At 35.4% G+C, this 17,943-nt stretch carries 17 protein-coding genes; 9 read left to right on the top strand and 8 right to left on the bottom strand.

Annotation, left to right across the window (positions count from 1 at the left end; genetic code table 11):
• Positions 1-412: 412 nt before the first annotated feature.
• From ABD676_RS18085 to ABD676_RS18065, 5 genes are all read left to right on the top strand, one after another.
• Positions 413-1,468: a LacI family DNA-binding transcriptional regulator gene (locus ABD676_RS18085; RefSeq protein ID WP_344676084.1), complete on the top strand. Its 1,056-nt coding sequence runs from the start codon at positions 413-415 to the stop codon at positions 1,466-1,468.
• Positions 1,469-1,659: 191 nt separating this feature from the next.
• Positions 1,660-3,483, top strand: a complete 1,824-nt coding sequence (locus ABD676_RS18080) for an ABC transporter ATP-binding protein (RefSeq protein WP_344676083.1) — start codon at positions 1,660-1,662, stop codon at positions 3,481-3,483.
• Positions 3,484-3,545: 62 nt separating this feature from the next.
• Entirely contained in the window at positions 3,546-4,745 is a 1,200-nt protein-coding gene (gene mqnE / locus ABD676_RS18075; protein WP_344676082.1) for an aminofutalosine synthase MqnE, read from the top strand.
• Positions 4,696-5,373: a histidine phosphatase family protein gene (locus tag ABD676_RS18070; RefSeq protein ID WP_344676081.1), complete on the top strand. Its 678-nt coding sequence runs from the start codon at positions 4,696-4,698 to the stop codon at positions 5,371-5,373. Before mqnE ends, ABD676_RS18070 begins: the two co-directional genes overlap by 50 nt.
• A gap of 1 nt (position 5,374) precedes the next feature.
• The gene (locus ABD676_RS18065; protein ID WP_344676080.1) at positions 5,375-6,094 is read left to right on the top strand and encodes a menaquinone biosynthetic enzyme MqnA/MqnD family protein; all 720 of its coding nucleotides are present in this window, start codon (positions 5,375-5,377) and stop codon (positions 6,092-6,094) included.
• A 78-nt stretch (positions 6,095-6,172) separates the two neighbouring features.
• Here ABD676_RS18065 and ABD676_RS18060 read toward each other — a convergent pair whose 3' ends face one another.
• From ABD676_RS18060 to ABD676_RS18050, 3 genes are read right to left on the bottom strand one after another with little or no spacing between them, the layout of a single operon-like run.
• The gene (locus ABD676_RS18060; RefSeq protein ID WP_344676079.1) at positions 6,173-6,547 is read right to left on the bottom strand and encodes a DUF423 domain-containing protein; all 375 of its coding nucleotides are present in this window, start codon (positions 6,545-6,547) and stop codon (positions 6,173-6,175) included.
• Between the two features lie 20 nt (positions 6,548-6,567).
• The gene (locus ABD676_RS18055; protein ID WP_344676078.1) at positions 6,568-7,284 is read right to left on the bottom strand and encodes a rhodanese-like domain-containing protein; all 717 of its coding nucleotides are present in this window, start codon (positions 7,282-7,284) and stop codon (positions 6,568-6,570) included.
• Between the two features lie 34 nt (positions 7,285-7,318).
• The gene (locus ABD676_RS18050) at positions 7,319-7,894 is read right to left on the bottom strand and encodes a PhnA domain-containing protein (RefSeq protein WP_344676077.1); all 576 of its coding nucleotides are present in this window, start codon (positions 7,892-7,894) and stop codon (positions 7,319-7,321) included.
• 140 nt (positions 7,895-8,034) lie between these two features.
• On the opposite strand from ABD676_RS18050, the gene ypfJ reads away from it, so the two are divergent.
• Positions 8,035-8,901 carry a KPN_02809 family neutral zinc metallopeptidase gene (gene ypfJ, locus ABD676_RS18045; protein ID WP_344676076.1) on the top strand — a complete coding sequence of 289 codons (867 nt, stop codon included), beginning with the start codon at positions 8,035-8,037 and terminating at the stop codon, positions 8,899-8,901.
• A 4-nt stretch (positions 8,902-8,905) separates the two neighbouring features.
• Here the strand turns inward: ypfJ and ABD676_RS18040 are convergent, their stop codons facing one another.
• Positions 8,906-9,886, bottom strand: coding sequence for an acyl transferase (locus tag ABD676_RS18040; protein ID WP_344676075.1), 981 nt, complete (start codon positions 9,884-9,886; stop codon positions 8,906-8,908).
• 248 nt (positions 9,887-10,134) lie between these two features.
• Positions 10,135-10,878 (bottom strand): 3-oxoacyl-[acyl-carrier-protein] reductase, encoded by a 744-nt coding sequence (gene fabG, locus ABD676_RS18035; protein WP_344676074.1) that lies wholly within the window; start codon positions 10,876-10,878, stop codon positions 10,135-10,137.
• Between the two features lie 237 nt (positions 10,879-11,115).
• Between fabG and ABD676_RS18030 the strand changes: the two genes are divergently transcribed.
• From ABD676_RS18030 to ABD676_RS18020, 3 genes are all read left to right on the top strand, one after another.
• Positions 11,116-12,612, top strand: a complete 1,497-nt coding sequence (locus ABD676_RS18030) for a malate:quinone oxidoreductase (protein WP_344676073.1) — start codon at positions 11,116-11,118, stop codon at positions 12,610-12,612.
• A 176-nt stretch (positions 12,613-12,788) separates the two neighbouring features.
• Positions 12,789-13,397, top strand: coding sequence for a nicotinamide riboside transporter PnuC (gene pnuC / locus ABD676_RS18025; protein ID WP_344676072.1), 609 nt, complete (start codon positions 12,789-12,791; stop codon positions 13,395-13,397).
• A 1-nt stretch (position 13,398) separates the two neighbouring features.
• Positions 13,399-14,478: an acyl-CoA dehydrogenase family protein gene (locus ABD676_RS18020; RefSeq protein ID WP_344676071.1), complete on the top strand. Its 1,080-nt coding sequence runs from the start codon at positions 13,399-13,401 to the stop codon at positions 14,476-14,478.
• 49 nt (positions 14,479-14,527) lie between these two features.
• Here ABD676_RS18020 and ABD676_RS18015 read toward each other — a convergent pair whose 3' ends face one another.
• From ABD676_RS18015 to ABD676_RS18005, 3 genes are read right to left on the bottom strand one after another with little or no spacing between them, the layout of a single operon-like run.
• A complete protein-coding gene (locus ABD676_RS18015) occupies positions 14,528-15,808 on the bottom strand; it encodes a DUF4302 domain-containing protein (protein ID WP_344676070.1) in 1,281 nt (426 codons plus the stop codon).
• 11 nt (positions 15,809-15,819) lie between these two features.
• Positions 15,820-17,073, bottom strand: a complete 1,254-nt coding sequence (locus ABD676_RS18010; RefSeq protein WP_344676069.1) for a DUF4302 domain-containing protein — start codon at positions 17,071-17,073, stop codon at positions 15,820-15,822.
• Positions 17,070-17,930 carry a substrate import-associated zinc metallohydrolase lipoprotein gene (locus ABD676_RS18005; RefSeq protein WP_344676068.1) on the bottom strand — a complete coding sequence of 287 codons (861 nt, stop codon included), beginning with the start codon at positions 17,928-17,930 and terminating at the stop codon, positions 17,070-17,072. Before ABD676_RS18005 ends, ABD676_RS18010 begins: the two co-directional genes overlap by 4 nt.
• Between the last annotated feature and the right edge of the window lie 13 nt (positions 17,931-17,943).

Here is a 17,943-nt window from a genome sequence, read left to right as displayed (position 1 = left end):
GATTCCGAAGTGTTTAATAGGCCCAAGGAGGATGAGCCTGGTTTAATTTCATATTAGGAAATTTTAGTGTTTTTGGTTATTGAGAAGAAATTCTGTCTTAGGATATAATCAAAATATAGATGGGTTAATTATACATGAAAGGAAGATGGCTTGTCAAAAGTACTTCAGATTTATGGTTCTTTGAAATTAATTGTTGATTCTCGTTAAATAATTGTCGTTACAATATTTGGTTTTTGTGATTTTACCGAAATAATTATATAGGATAAAATATATAGGAAAACAAATAATTAGAGTGAATTTTTTAAAAATTAATTGTAAAGCAAATATTAATAATATTATTAGGACTTTTATAATACAAGTATTTTATTAAATTCGCCTATTAATTAAAATACTTTCAAAACAAAAGACAGTTATGAGAATTTCTGAATTATCCGGAGTAAAAGAAATCGCCCGTCGAGCGAATGTTTCGATCGCGACTGTAGATCGAGTGTTGCATAGTAGGCCAGGTGTTGCAGAAAAGACAAAGTCTAAGATTTTAGACATCATTGATGAGATAAAGTACAAGCCAAACATATTGGCGAAACGCTTAGCTTCAAAACGTGTTTATAAATTTGGTATCCTTATACCAAATGACGTGAAGGAATCTGGTTATTGGCAAGCACCAATAACCGGTATTGAATCAGCATTGTCTGAGTTTGGTGAATTTGGCGTTGAGTTAAGCTATTTTTTGTATGATAAAGACGATAGGAATTCATTTGTTGATCAAATTGAGGAGTTATTTAAAGGTCCTATTGATGGGATTATTGTAGCCCCAATATTCATTAAGGAGTCTTTGGATTTATCTATCCGTTGTATTGAAAAGCGTATTCAATACGTTTTCATCGATACGAATATCTTAGATGCTAAACCATTGAGTTTTATCGGTTTTGATTTGTTCCAATCAGGTAGAGTAGTTGGAAATCTATGTAATTATTTATTAGAGGAAGATGATGGTATTTTAGTTGTCAATATTGCTAAACATGAAGATAGTTTGAAGCGATTGAAATTAAGGTATGAAGGGTTTGAAGCTTATATGAAAGAATATAATCGAGAAAAATCCATCAAGAAAATAGATTTTTCTTCAGCAAGCATGCATTCCTTTGAGACAAGAATGACTAAAGCACTTCAGAATAAAAAAACCAAATTAATTTTTGTCACGGGTTCACATGTGCACCTGGTTGGGCATTATTTGAAAAAAAGAAATATAAAAGATCTTCTAGTTATTGGGTATGAATACAGTACGCCCAATTTAGAGTTTTTGATAGAAGGATATATTGACTTTCTTATTTGTCAAAAGCCTATTGAACAGGGATATCGTGCTTTTGTGGCCTTATATGAGCATTTTATTGCAAAGCGTAAGGTTGATAAAATGCAGTTTATGCCTATTGATGTTGTCACACGTGAGAACTTCAAATATTATGAATATTAGTCTTTGATCTGATAGGACAATCAGTCTTGTTATTTAGTTTGTTTGGTCTACAAACTAAGGATTATTAAATGCTTTGCAATCTAATGTTAAATGCTGCCGAATGACAGTAGATTGCAACATTTTCAATCGAAGAGTTGCTAAAAAGTAGGATGATTACAAATTTTCCTACATTTGTACTCTTAGTTTTTTGAATGAAAACATACTTTAGACTACTTACGTTTGCAAAACCTATCGAGAAATATGCCATACCGTACATTATCTGTACGTTGATAATGGTGGTATTTAGCACTTTAAATCTTGCACTATTAGCCCCTTTATTGCAGACCCTTTTTAATTCTCAAAATGCGGTAGTAGAAAGGGTTCCTTGGCCTGAGGAATTTGACTTAATGGCTTATTTCAATTATTTCTCTTCCGATATGGCATTGCGCTTTGGACCTTACGAAGCATTAAAATATACCTGTATTGTCATTGTTGCTTCGGTGTTCATCAGTAACTTGTTTAGATACCTTTCCCAAAGGATCATGGAGAATCTCCGGATACATACGCTGTTAAATCTTAGAAAGTCTGTATTTAGTAATGTAATGAACTTGCATTTGGGTTACTTCACTAATCAAAGAAAAGGTGATATTATTTCAAAAATTGCATCTGATGTACAGGTTGTTCAATTTTCTGTAACTGGTACCTTGCAGGTTGTTTTTAAGGAGCCACTGCAATTAATTGCCTATTTGGTGATGTTATTTATGATTTCTGTAAAGTTGACTTTGTTTTCTTTATTAGTTATTCCGGTATCAGCATTTTTCATTTCTAAGATTGTTAAAACCCTAAAACATCAAGCCCAAGAAGGTCAGCGAACTTATGCCAATATGATTACCTATTTGGAGGAAGCTTTATCTGGAATCAAAATTATAAAGTCTTTTAATGCAGCAGATTTCATAAAAAGGAAGTTTAATAATGAAAATGACTCCTATGCAACGATAAATCGCCGTATGGTTCGACGTCAGCAAATGGGATCTCCGGTTTCGGAATTACTAGGTGTAATCATGGTAGCCATCATTCTTTTATATGGTGGGCATTTAGTTTTGTCTGGAGAAGGAGATTTGCCAGCATCTGAATTTATTACTTATATCGCCATATTCTCCCAAATTATGCGTCCTGCAAAAGCTTTAACTGATGCTTTTAGCAATATCCATAATGGAATTGCAGCAGGAGAGCGTGTGTTGCAACTTGTGGATGAGCAAAATAAGGTTGCTGATAAGCCTAACGCAAAAGTCATTACCACTTTTAATGATCGAATCCGTTTTGATCAGGTGAAATTTGCTTATGAAGACCATGAGGTATTGAAAGATATTAATTTGGATATTGAAAAGGGTCAAACCCTTGCCTTAGTTGGACCATCTGGGGGTGGGAAGTCTACTTTAGTAGATTTAATTCCACGCTTTATGGACGTCACTGCCGGACAATTGAGTGTTGATGGAGTAGATGTTCGGGATCTTAATCAGGAGTCGCTGAGGGCTTTAATAGGCGTGGTAAATCAAGAGTCAATTTTGTTCAATGATACCATCTTCAATAATATAGCCTTTGCGAATGAGTCTGCAAGTGAAGAGGAAGTTATTCAAGCGGCCAAAATAGCTAATGCTCATGATTTTATTATGAATACAGAACAAGGTTATCAAACCAATATTGGTGATCGTGGTTCTAAATTATCAGGTGGACAAAGACAACGTATCTGTATTGCAAGAGCCGTATTAAAAAATCCACCAATTATGTTGTTGGATGAAGCGACTTCAGCGCTAGATACCGAATCAGAAAGACTTGTTCAAGATTCCTTATATAAGTTAATGCAAAATAGAACGACAGTGGTTATTGCGCACCGCTTGAGTACTATACAAAGTGCGGATAAAATCGTTGTTTTAGAGTCAGGTAGGATAGTAGAAGTGGGGTCTCATATGGAGCTAATCACGAAAAATGGTCTTTATAAGCGTCTGATCGATATGCAGCAATTTGCTGAGGGTTAAGAGCTTAAAAGAATAGCTTTTTAGCGTATGTTTTCCTAAATTTGTATTGTAAGGAGTGAGAAATGGAATCAACACAAAAACTAGCGTTTTTAATCAACGATAAGAACTTATCACACGAGCTAAAAGCGATTGCCCTAAAGGTTCAACAGGAAGAACGAATCAGTTTTGATGAAGGGGTATATCTATATGAACATGCTGAATTAGGATACTTAGGTGTTTTAGCGAATTACATCCGCGAGAAGAAGCATGGTGATATCACTTATTTCAATAGAAATTTTCACATAGAGCCTACTAATGTCTGTGTATACGACTGTAAGTTTTGTTCTTATTCAAGAATGATTAAGAATAAAGACGAAGGTTGGGAGATGGATGTTGATGGTATGATGGATATCGTGAAAAAATACGATGGAGAACCCGTAACGGAAGTTCATATTACAGGTGGTGTTGTTCCTAAGCAAAACTTAGAGTTCTATGCTGAATTCTTTAAGCGTTGTAAAGAACATAGACCTGAACTACACATCAAAGGACTAACCCCAGTAGAATACTATTATATCTTTAAGAAAGCGAAATTAAGCCATTACGATGGTATGAAATATCTGCAATCCTGTGGTTTGGATTCTATGCCTGGAGGAGGAGCAGAGATCTTCCATCCTGAGGTCCGTGAGAAGATTGCCAATGATAAATGTAATGCTGAGCAATGGTTAGACATTCATGAACAAGCGCATAAGCTTGGGATGCATACCAATGCAACTATGCTATATGGGCATATTGAAGAATTCTGGCATCGTGTAGATCACATGGAAAGACTTCGTCAATTGCAAGATAAAACTGGAGGTTTCCAGACTTTTATCCCACTGAAGTTTAGGAATAAGGATAACCAGATGCATAATGTTCCTGAAGTATCCGTAGTCGAAGATTTAAGGAATTATGCCATTGCACGTATTTACATGGATAACTTCCCACATATCAAAGCTTATTGGGCTATGATATCACGTAATACTGCTCAAATGTCTTTAAGCTTTGGCGTAGATGATATTGATGGTACTTTGGATGATACAACCAAAATCTATAGCATGGCAGGAGCGGAGGAACAAAATCCAGCAATGACTACTCGAGAATTGGTTGAATTGATTAAAAATGTCGGAAGACACCCAATTGAACGCGACACACTATACCATGTGGTAACAGATTTTAAAGATGTTGTTTTTGAAGATGCAAATCCTAAAAAACAATACTACGCTTTACCTGTGGTTAATTCATAAGACTAATAAATTGAAGAAAACATTTTATTTTATCCGTCATGGACAGACTGATCTGAACCTTAAAGGAATTGTTCAAGGTAGAGGAGTCAATAGTCCATTGAATGATAATGGAATGAAACAAGCACAGGCATTTTACGATGCCTATAAGGATGTGCCTTTTGATAAGGTTTATGCATCCACCTTATTGCGCACGCATCAAACTGTAGCCCCTTTTACCGAAAAGGGAATTCCAATGGAAATTTTGGAAGGACTGGATGAGATTTCTTGGGGCATTTATGAAGGGCAAGAACAAACACCTGATATCTTATCTGGTTTTGAAAAAGTAGTCAATTCTTGGCGAAATAATGAACTCGATTTGGCTATTGATAATGGTGAATCGCCCAATACTTTAGTCGCTAGACAGAAAGAAGCAGTAGCTCATATGCTTGCTCAACCGAATGAAGAACAAATATTGGTTTGCATGCATGGCAGGGCAATGCGCATTATGCTGTGCCACTTAACGGAAGTGCCTGTATGCAAAATGGATGATTTCCCGCATACCAATACAGCACTTTACAAATTAGAATATCAAAATAACATCTTTACGATTGTAGATTACTACAATACGGAGCATTTAGCAAATCTATAAAATGGAGAAAATTAAAGTTTCTGCAGTTTCATACACCAATACCTTACCCTTTTTGCAAGGTATTAGAAACTCAGAGGTCTTAAACGACATTGAATTAATGCTGGATTATCCGAGCGAATGTGCCCGAAAAGTCCTAGAACATGAAGCTGACTTAGGGATAATCCCTACAGCAGCTTTAAGTAAAATGGAAGAATATTACCTGTTAACAGATTATTGCATTGGTACCAAAGACTATGTTGATTCTGTTTTTATCTTTTCCAGTAAACCTATTGAGGAAATCAATTCCTTATTATTGGATAAGCAATCGCGAACGAGTAATGGATTAGCTAGAATTTTAATCAAGCACTATTGGAAACGTGAGGTGGAAGTTAAAACGGAAGGGGAGGCTGATGCATTTGTCCTTATTGGTGATCGTACTTTTGGAAAGAAAAACAGTATGCCTTATGTTTATGATATGGGGCATTATTGGAAAGAATTGACAGGACTACCCTTTGCTTTTGCTGTATGGGTATCTAATCGACAACTTCCAGAAGATTTTATCCATAAATTCAATGAAGCTTTAAAGGATGGAGTATCTAGACCTGATGATGTTATTCCGGGTCTTCCAGAGTATCCTGACTTTGATTATCATAAGTATCTCAATGAGAGCTTGGATTATCATCTAACTGCAGATAAACGAAAAGCTATTGACCTTTATCTAAAATGGTATAAGGAATTGTAGTGAGGATAATAAAAAAAGGAGCGATATAAAATAACTATATCGCTCCTTTTTTATAGTGATTTTAAATCAACCAATTCCTTATAAGAAAGTAACGAGGATGATAAGCCACCCTATAATCATGAATACTCCTCCAAGTGGGGTAATAGGGCCTAAAAAACATAGATTTACTTTCCACAAATCTTTAAAGCTTAAAAGATAAATACTTCCTGAGAAAAGGATACAACCATATAAAATTCCATAGACGGCCCAACGTTCATAGGAGTCAACAAATTGGAAGTTATATCCAATCAATAGTAAGGTCAAAGCGGCATACATCTGATAGCGTACTCCAACCTCAAAGGAACTAAGTCTGTCCTCAGACAATACTTTTTTTAATGCATGGGCACCAAATGCTCCAAAAACAATGGATAATATGCCTAAGATGGAACCTGATATTAATGCGAGTTGTTTCATAAAATGATTGTAGTCGAGGATTATTTAGCTACTTTGTTAACTTGAGCCATAATTTTCTCTTCAGAAATTACCCCAGTATGCTTCCATACTTCTTTTCCGTTTTTAAATAATCCAATTCGAGGGATTCCGGTAATTTTTAAAGCTTTCATTAATTCTGGATTTGCATCTGCATCTAATCGAACAACCTTAACTTTTTTGGCTTGTTCTTTTTGGATTTTCAAAATAGTAGGTTTTAATGTTTGACATGGACCACACCAAACAGCAGAATAATTCACTAAAACAACATCAGCAGAATTGACCAATTTATTAAATTGATCCATATTCAATCCAGAAGTCTTCTCATTTTCTGAAGAATTTGCTTTTACTTCTTTCACTACAGGTCTATCTGCATTGCGCCAATCCATCATTCCACCACTGTAATCAAAAACTTTAAATCCTTTTTCAGTAAGCAGGGCAGCAGCTTGTTTACTACGACCACCACCTAAGCAATAAACATAGACCGGCTTGTTTTTATCCAACTTAGTGATTGCTGATTCAAATAATGCTTTGTCATTCCAATTGATGTTCTTTGCATTTTTTATATGCCCTTCTTGAAATTCTTTTTCAGTTCGAACATCTAATATTTGATTTTCAGTTTGATCTTTTGCTTTATCTAATTCTTCTGCGGTGATTTTCACCTGGGCTTGCATTTGCAAAGCCATAAAAACAGAACCTAAAAATAAAAATGCTTTTTTCATAATCTTCATTTTTAAACTTATTTACAAATAAGTTTTATCCCTTTCTTAAATACTTCGTTAATATAACGATCGTTTGTCCTTCAATCTTGCCCTCTATTTGTTCGGTATTGTCAGGTACAAGTCGAATATTTTTTACTACAGTACCTAATTTGGCTGATATAGAAGAACCTTTAACATCTAAGGTTTTCACTAAAACCACGGTATCTCCTTCAAATAATCGTGTTCCATTGGAATCTTGATGAAATTCTACGGTTGCTTCACTTTCATGATCTCCCGTTTTTTTAGCCCAGGCAAGCGCATCATCATCTAAGTAGAGAATATCTAAGTTATCAGAAGCCCAGGCTTCATTTCTCAAACGACTTAACATCCGCCAAGCAACGATTTGAACAGGTAAATATGGTGACCACATAGTATCACTAAGTACTTTCCAATGATCAGGATTTATCTGATCTGTTTTTTCAATTTGTCCTTTGCAAACAGAACAGCATAAAATACTGTTATCATAATTGGCATTACTTGTTGGAGGTACTTCATAAACAGATAGGTTTTCGGAGGAACCGCAAAGCTCGCAGATATTACCAGATCTGTCAATTAATTCATCAATTAACATAAATAATTAGGATATATTAAATTTAACCAAATATAGGCATTTTAAATGAGGGCACAGAATGTTACATTCGTTGTAGAATTGCTTATGGCAAAGAATTTGTATAGAGAAAAATCAGTTAACTTAAAACAAGAAAAAGAAATATGAAATGGCAAGGCGGCCGCCGAAGCGGTAATATTGAAGACAGGAGAGGTATGTCTGGTGGACAGAAACTTACCCTAGGTGGAATCGGAGGAGTTATAGTGTTGTTGATCAGTTATTTTATGGGCGGAGACCCTGGAGCTATTCTTGATCAAATGCAAACTCAAGGACCAGGAACTGCAACTGAACAAGGACCAGTCGAGTCTACACCTGAAGAAGATCGTTTGATGGAATTTTCAAGTGTGATTTTAGGCAGTACAGAAGATGTATGGGCTAAAATATTTGAAAATAATGGCAAGAGTTATCCTGCTGCTAAAATGGCTATTTACCGTGAGGGAACTGAAACTGGTGGATGTGGATATGGTCAGAAGGCATTTGGACCATTCTATTGTCCTGGTGACCAAACAGTATACCTGGACTTAAGTTTTAATAAAGAATTGTCTCAACGCTTTGGTGCTAAAGGTGAATTTGCATTGGCATACGTAATAGCACATGAAATTGGACACCACATTCAAAATGTGTTTGGTGTGTTGAATAAAACCAATGCCATGCGTTCAAAAATGAGCGAAAGGGAGTACAATAAAATTTCTGTGATGACAGAGTTACAAGCTGACTTTTATGCTGGTGTTTGGGCGCATTATGCTACTGAAAATTCAGATGTGAAGTTAACCTATGACGATATCATGGAAGGTATGCGAGCAGCAGCAGCAGTGGGAGATGACCATATCCAAGAACAAGCTACTGGTCAGTCTCATCCGGAATCTTTTACCCACGGGACTTCAGAACAACGTGCTTATTGGTTTAAAAAGGGTTATGAAACTGGTGATGTAAATGCCGGAAATACCTTTAACGATCCAAGTTTACAATAAAAAATTACTGGATTAAGAGATTACATCCTCGGATATCGGAATTATCAAATCGTCCGAGGATCTCAAAAGATCCATCATCATGATACTTACCCAAATCCTGGGTAGCTATAAAAGAACAGGAGTGATAATTGGCTAAATCGATGACATTTATTGCTCCTGTTTTTTTATGGTCTATTAAAGTCAAGGGGTCATTGGTATCTCGAATTAACACTTTCATCCAGTTAGGTGTAAAGAAACGACCATCGCCTTTAGAATATCCTTGAGATAAAAGTTCCGTCATTCCGTATTCTGAATGGATTTTAGACACACCAAAACCTCCACCTAATATATCGTGCAATTCCTCACGAATCATTTCTTTTCTTTTACCTTTCATTCCTCCAGTTTCCATGACGATTAATTCTGGAAAAGATAATTTGAATTGTTCGACGAAATCTAAAAGGGCATAAGTGACTCCAAACAATACCGTTTTTATTTCTTGTTCCTTCAATTCCATAAGTCTATCGTAAAGCTCATCATGGTTATATAAGAAATAACCACTTTCTGCTTGTTCAGATCGATTGATTAAATCATCGACCATATAGATTAAGGATGAACCCGATCGTTCCAAATAAGAGGGGAGAAGCGCTAAAATAGCTATGTCTTTTACATCGCCATAGAATTGTTCGAATGCCAATTGAAAACTACGCTCGTACCATTTCAAATCAGCAACTAAGTGCTGACTACTGATCATACCAGTGGTTCCTGAACTGCTAAAAGTAATTTTAGCTTCTAAACCAGAAGTTATGATTTCCTGTGTTTTAAAAAACTGAATTGGCATAAAAGGAATTTGCCTATAATGTTGAACATGATTAATATTTACCTTTAGAATATCTAAATACTGCTTGTATACAGCTACATTTTTTGCTTGATATTGGAAAACTTGTAGTGCTGCTTGATTAAAATCTTCCTCAGATTGGATATTGAATATTTGTTCAGCTAATTCCATGAAGCAAATATACATAATTTGCCTGCAGCTCACTTAGTAGAAATTAACGCGATAATAACTCTAGAATTGATGTTGAATAATACAATGTGAGTGCTAATACTAATTGTGAAAAATCTGAGATTTTCTGAATTAAGTGATCATAACCTTTTCTAGGAAAAGCTACTTAGAATATAAGTATTTCTATAAACCAAAAAGCGGAGATAATTTCAAAAAATTATCTCCGCTTTTTATTCTTTTTATAGTAAATCTTACAACATACCACCACAAACAGGAATTACCTGTCCGGTGATGTATGCAGATAAATCTGAAGCTAAGAATAAACAAGTATTTGCTACATCCTCAGGTTCACCAGCACGTTTTAATGGAATAGCTGCTTCCCATCCTTCAACCACTTTAGGATCTAGGACATCTGTCATCTCCGTACGGATAAAGCCTGGAGCTACTACGTTTGTTCTGATATTTCTTGAACCAAGTTCCTTAGCCAAAGATTTAGAGAAACCAATGATACCTGCTTTAGAAGCTGCGTAGTTCGCTTGGCCTGCATTTCCTTGAACACCTACTACAGAGCTCATATTGATGATGCTTCCTTTACGGTTTTTCATCATTACTTTAGATGCTGCCTTACTAACATTGAAAACTGATTTTAAGTTGATGTTAATAACATCGTCCCAATTCTCTTCGGTCATACGCATTAATAAACCATCTTTAGTAATACCAGCATTATTCACCACGATATCCAAAGTGCCAAAATCTGCAACGATATCATTTATTAATTTATCTGCCTCATCAAATTTGGAAGCGTCAGAACGATAGCCTTTAACTTTTGTTCCAAATTCTTGAAGTTCATTTTCTAAAGCTTGTCCTTTTTCTACCGAAGAAAGATAAGTGAAAGCTACATTTGCGCCTTGCTGTGCAAATACTTCTGCGATTTTTCTACCTATTCCCTTCGATGCCCCAGTTATTAAGGCTGTTTTTCCGGCTAACAATTTCATACGATTAAATTTATGTACCTCTATTTTTAGAATCCACAAAAGTGGAAAATAAACTGCATAATACAAAAAATGTCAGGTAATAGAAAATGTAAAAACTAAATATTTTTGGCTTAATCGAATAGGAAAGCAATAAATTGTGGTGATTATTGATAAAATCTCAATTATTTGAAACGATTTTGACAAATTTATTCGCTTCTCTATTATCTGAATATTAATTTTGTACCACATTTAAAAACCATGGGTAAGAAGACTAAAAAAACGGAAGTAGATGTTGTTTTAATTGGTGGTGGGATCATGAGTGCAACATTAGGAACGTTGATTAATGAATTAAGTCCTGACATAAACATTGAGATCATTGAACGTCTTGATGTAGTAGCTGCAGAAAGCTCCGATGCTTGGAATAATGCTGGAACTGGACACTCTGCACTTTGTGAACTAAACTATACTCCAGAGCAACCTGATGGCTCTGTCAAAATTGATAAAGCAATTAATATTGCTGAACAATATGAAGTCTCTAAGCAATTTTGGTCTTACCTAGTAGAGAAAAACATCATTAAAAATCCAAGTCACTTTATCCGCCGTGTTCCTCACATGTCGGCAGTATTTGGCGAAAGAGATGTACAATTCCTTAAAACGCGTTTTGAGACCCTTACAAAGAACAATTTATTTAAAGGGATGGATTATACAGAAGATAAATCCTTATTAAATGAATGGGTACCATTAATGATGGATGGTCGTGATGCTGCAGAACCTATGGCTGCTACCAAAATGGAAATTGGTACAGATGTGAATTTCGGTGCATTAACAAGAGATTTGATTACTTACTTGGATGGAAAAGATAATATTAAATTATCGCTGAACCAAGAAGTTAAAGATATTGATCGTGAAGATGACGGTCGTTGGGAAGTAGAAGTAAAAGACTTGAAAACAGGAGAGAAAAGAGAAATTTTAGCTCGTTTTGTTTTTATTGGTGCTGGTGGTCACTCTCTATTATTATTAGAAAAATCTGGTATCCCTGAGGCTAAAGGATATGGTGGTTTCCCGGTAGGTGGACAGTGGTTGCGTTGTGTGAATGATGATATTATTAAACAACACCATGCTAAAGTGTATGGTAAAGCATCAGTAGGTGCTCCTCCAATGTCAGTTCCGCATTTGGATACTCGTTATATTGACGGAAAACAAGCTTTATTATTTGGTCCATATGCTGGCTTCTCAACCAAATTCTTGAAAAAGGGATCTTATTTTGACTTACCTGCATCTATAAAATTATCCAACATCAGACCGATGTTGTCTGCAGGATTAGATAATCTTCCATTAACGAAGTACTTGATTACAGAGGTAATGAAAAAGCCTCAAGATAAATTAGATGCGCTGAAGCAATTTATGCCAACTGCTAAGATGGAAGATTGGCAAATTGAAAAAGCAGGTCAACGTGTTCAGGTAATTAAGAAAGATCCTAAGCATGGTGGTATTCTAGAGTTCGGTACTGAGGTTGTATCTTCAGCTGATGGGTCTATTGCTGCGCTTTTAGGTGCATCTCCAGGTGCTTCAACTTCAGTGGCTATTATGATTAATCTATTGAAACGTTGTTTCCCTGAGCGTGCTAAATCGGAGGATTACCGCCGTCGACTTCGTGAAATGATTCCTTCATGGGGACAACGCCTAAATGATAATGAAGAACTGTGTAAGTCAACTCGCGAACGTACTTCGAGAATCTTACAGTTAGATAAATAATCAATAAAAATATTTTGGGGTGCTTATGTGTCCCGCGTATAGCGGGACAAAATAAGGCTGAGATTATACCCTTTTCTGTAGGATGTACAGAATGAACCTGACCCAGGTAATGCTGGCGGAGGAAAACTAAAACATCCATGATCTTGGCATTCCCTTAGCCTATATATTAGAAAATCATGGATGATATCTTTCAGAATATCCTTAATGCTTTAATACAAACTTCTTGGTTAGAACGTTTCTCTGTTGTTTGTGGTATTATTCAAGTTCTGTTATCCAAAAACAATAAGGTGTCCAATTATTTCTTTGGGATATTGGGTATACTGTCTGGAATGTATGTGCTTTTTGGGGCAAAACTATATGCTGAAATTGCTCTTCAGGGATATTATCTTTTGATGAGTATTTATGGCTGGTGGTATTGGTTGCACAATAAGGAAGCTAAAGAACAACCTATTAGTACTTGTAATAAAAGAGACTGGATAATTGTACTTAGTATCGTAATTGGAGGATTTCTTGTTTTCTCGTTTTTATTAAAACAGATAACCGATTCTGATGTACCACTTTGGGATGCATGGGTTACTGCTACGGCATGGGCAGGTATGTGGTTACTTGCCAAACGGAAAATTGAAAATTGGATATTACTCAATATCAGTAACCTATTTGCTATTCCGCTTTTAGCACATAAAAATCTATACCTATTTTCAGCATTGACTGTATTTCTATTTATTGTTGCCATATTTGGTTTTTTCAAATGGAAGAAATTAATGCTAGAAGCAAAAACAACCTAACATGTTTTTATCTGAAAAAAATATTCAAACTATAAAGGACCTGCAAGCTGAAGGAATTAAGCAGAAACAACTCTCAAAAGAACATTTGGAGCTTATTTATACCGAAAACTGGTTCAACCTTTGGGTTCCTAAAAATCTTAATGGTTTGGAAGTAGATTTCCTAGATGGTTTATACTTTATAAAGGATCTTGCTTATGAGGACGGTGGATTAGCTTGGACGGTTACCTTATGTGCAGGAGCAAATATGTTTGCGGGATTTTTAGATCAAGAATTAGCTACTCAAATTTGGCAAAACCCTAAGATCTGCCTTGGTGGTAGTGGTGCTGCATCTGGAAAAGCTAAATGGGATGGCGAAAACTACGAAATCTCAGGTTTTTGGAAATATGCAACAGGTGCTCCACACCTAAATTATTTTACATTAAATGCTGAAATTTGGGAAGGAGAAAAAGCCAAGTTAGATGATAACGGAGAGAAAATCATCCGTTCTTTTCTAGTTCCAAAGGATCAGGTTCTTGTGCATTACGATTGGGATACTTTTGGTTTAGAGTGTACTGCCTCGCATTCCTTTTCTGTAGATCGAATCAAGGTGCCACAAAATTTCTCATTTGAATTAAAGCCTGAGACTAAAACAGTTTCTAGCCCTTTATTTGAAATACCTTTTATGTGTTTTGCAGAACTCACATTAGCTATGAATTATATTGGGATGTTTGATAGATTTTGTGATTTAATCCATCGGAAGCTATTTCAAAAAGCTGGAAATCCAAATACTGAGGAGAAGAGGATTGGAGATACTTTTATGTTTTTGGATCAATTGATTTCAGAACATAAGGAAAGAACCAATTTATTGATTGAATTTGCCTCTGATATATGGGAGCAAGTAAAATCCAACCAAGTTAAAATAGAGGATAGTCTTCTGTCTAAAGTGGCTGAGAAAGCTAGAGACCATGTTAAATGGATACGAATGAAAACAGCAGAACTTCTTCCAATTGGTGGTATATCAGCTGCCCAAAAGGAAGAACAATTAAACATAGTCCTTCGGAATTTACTTACAGCTAGTCAACACAGTTTGTTGAATAGATAATAAAAGAATGGGAGATCAAATATTGAGGTCTCCCATTTTTAATTTGATATTATTGGTCGTATGATAGGTATATCGGCCTTAAATGTATCCAGGTAAGCGCATCTCTTGCATCGACTAGAACCATTTCATTATTTCTTTGCAAAACATAAAAACCTTTCTCATTATAAAACATTGGTCTTAGGAATTCCTTCGATTTCTTAATCTGTATATCTGGACCATAATAGGAGTCCATTTGATATACCGTGAAAGTCAATAAACCTTCGTCGGTAAATTCCACTAAAGGGAATTCGATACCCGGTGAAATACCACCATTTAACAATACAAAGCCAAAAAGACCATGAATTACAGGTGGGTTGTCCTCATTTATGAATACAGGGAATATGGAAACCATCAAATATTCTCGAATTTTATAAACATCACCAATTCCAGTTTGCTTCCTAGTTGAAAAACCATCTCTAGAACCCCAACCAGAGCCATGAACGTAATTGTTAAATGACCGTGCAATAACTTGATCATAAACTAAAGGTTCTGCCTCATTCGTGATACGAATGTTATCCTGAAATTCTGCTGATGATGTCCCAACTGATTTCACTTTTATTTTGTCAAATACAGTTCCGTTGATCCTTACAGGATCTAAAAACACTAAACCATCTGCATCATAATAATATTGGACAAATTTAGTGATGACCTTATTGTTCTCCTCATAATAGAAGTTTATGGTCTTGAGAACTGTATCACGGCTAATTTCAAAAGACTGTGCTCCCTTATGAATCCTAAAAAAATACCTTGGCATTTCAAATATCTTATCCATTGACGCCTTAGTTTCCTTGATTTTATGCTGTTTTAAAGCATTATACTTTTCATTGGAACTAGGAATCAATTTTAAAGTGGATTTTTTTAATGTGCCCAGAAAAAATAAAGTGTCTTTGACAATTTTATTTAAGGCAAAGGTGGTGTCGATATAGACAGCATCTTGGGACATCTTTGCAAATTTGGATTCCTTAGGAAAGTTGATAATGGCAGATCTGTTAAATGCCCTCAGCTGAAAATTAGTTTTCGAAAAACTCGAATAAAGAGGCGAGAAATCTGTCATAAAATCTGCAGATGAGGCCTCATTGATATTTAAGAATCCATAATGTGCTGATTTATTGTGACCATCTTGAACTACGACTTCCCAAAATTTATTCTCTTGAAAATTGCTGACAAGAAGATCTAATTGAGCAGTCTCTGAACCCCAAACATCTTCTACTTCGAAAACCTTAAATTCTTCCCTGTTACAGCTCAAGAAAAGGAAGGATATAAGCGCTATGATATAATATATTTTTTTCATTTTGTGTCGGTTTAATTAAATCTTATCCACAATTTCGGATTTGCCACGCTGACTAAATCATAACTCCTAGCAGCTGTTTGAACCACATAATAACCACCTTCAATAAACCACAGCCTAATGAATTCTTGAACTCTATCAATGTAGTTAGGCCCAGGATTATACCCTGTCATGAGTTCGTAGGGAACAAAATTGATCTTTCCATCATCTTTGTAAAAACTGTTGAACTGTGGTCCAACATATCGTTCTCCAGCATAGTAAATGATATAACTCCCATCCAAATTGGTCAATGTAACACGTGGTACAAATAGAACTCCAACAAAACTTGGCATCTCTTTCAATTCCAAAGCATCGAATACCCCATTAATAGTTAATCCTGTATGAGAAAAATAGGATTTACGGTCCATATGCATTCTCCTTGGTGACTCCTTATCTAAATAGAGCGGTTTAGTTATACTTTCTACTTTAACATTCAATTCCTTATTGATGAGTAGGTTTCCTATGCCTTGCGTTTTTTGAAAATTTAAATTGTTCATTTCCCTTATGGCAAGACCATTTAACTCGATAGGAGTCTGTAATCTTATTCCATTGTCGGTTAACACATAACTTGAATAGTAGAATTTGAATTTCCCATCAACCATATTACTAAATGAAACTACATTAATTATGGGGTTCAAATTGAAGCTAAATACTTCGTTGTTAATGGTGATTTTCTTATAGTAATTGCTGAATTGATTGAAATTTATAATTTGATCTTCCACGGAAAAGGCCTTTTGAACAAAATCATCTCCTTGGTTGTCTTCTGCTTTTACCAATAATAATTCACTCTCATTATGATTTCCACGCAATTTTATCGTGTCGTTTTGGATTTTCAATATTGAAAATTCAAAATCTGATGCTGAGGCGTTTCCATCAGGGTCTGCTATGATGTGTAAATAAGAATAGGTGTCAAAACTCAACGTAGGAAGCTGATCCATCTCTAATCGATAAGAACTTTCAAATTCTTTTTCGCCATATTCTCTATCAACTGTAGCAAATGTTTTTACGCGGTTGTTCTCATCAAATCTGAATTTGAAGGTATAACCATTCCCACCTCTTGGGTAGAGATAACCAATCCAACCATTTTTTGCTTGGGTTAATAGATCCGTGTATTCATTCTTTAGTTGGATTAATCGTTGGTCAGGACGTGTTCCTGAGAACTCTTGTTTCTTACAAGAGTTAAAAGCTAATAATAATATAGCTAAATATAATATTAGGCTGGTTTTCATGGTCTAGAAGAGAAAAAGAGGTTTGAAAGTGCTCGTTGAATTTCACGTTGAAGTTCTTTGAAATTTATTCCAAAGGCATCTTTGAAATATTTTTCAACGATATCCTGTTTTAACTTAAATATTGGTGCTGCATCTGGATATTGATCTTTTATCCAATCATAGGTGTCTTGACCACGAACCAATAAAAAGGCAACTGTTTCAGCAAAATCTTCTTTTGCAGAGGCTTTGGCATAAGGTGTTATTAAGCCTTGTTGATTTGCACCGACTTGATCTGTATTGAACCATGTCGGAGTGTACCAGCGCGTACTAATCCGTTGCCAAGCTACCGGATATACAAATGTTTGATTGAGGATATGTGTGTATTCATGATGAATAATGGTTAACATCTCCGTAAGGGATGCTTCATTATCTAAGATAAACTCATTGACATTGTTAATGGTGACCTTGGTACCTCCCTCAGCAGTACCCAATACTATAGTTCCATCAGTTTGGTACTCAGGACTTCCAATAAGAACAAATTTGGAGATAGGATTATCCTTTAAAAAATTCTTTCCACCTAATTTTTCAAATGGCACCATCCAAGCCTCATATAAGGCTCTTAATACAGGAACTACTTGGCTTTCCGATGGAGGAACTAATGTCCGGTTAAAATTGGTTTCATACGGATTCCATTTGTATTTTACTTCGATATTATAGGGTTTGGTAAAGTTTTCGAAAATAAGTTTATCTAAATTCGTTCTTGTCCAGTTTTCGCCTCCTAAATTTACAATAGGCGCATTTGGTAATACATCTTCTTTTTTACATTGGCAAAATAAAATAGCCGATAAGATTAGGGGTATAATTTTGAATGGTTTCATTTTTCTTGGTTTT

The organism is Sphingobacterium kyonggiense, from assembly GCF_039536825.1.
Taxonomy (GTDB): domain Bacteria; phylum Bacteroidota; class Bacteroidia; order Sphingobacteriales; family Sphingobacteriaceae; genus Sphingobacterium; species Sphingobacterium kyonggiense.
Note: the sequence above shows the minus strand (reverse complement) of the source record. Positions and strands in the feature narration are given on the sequence as shown.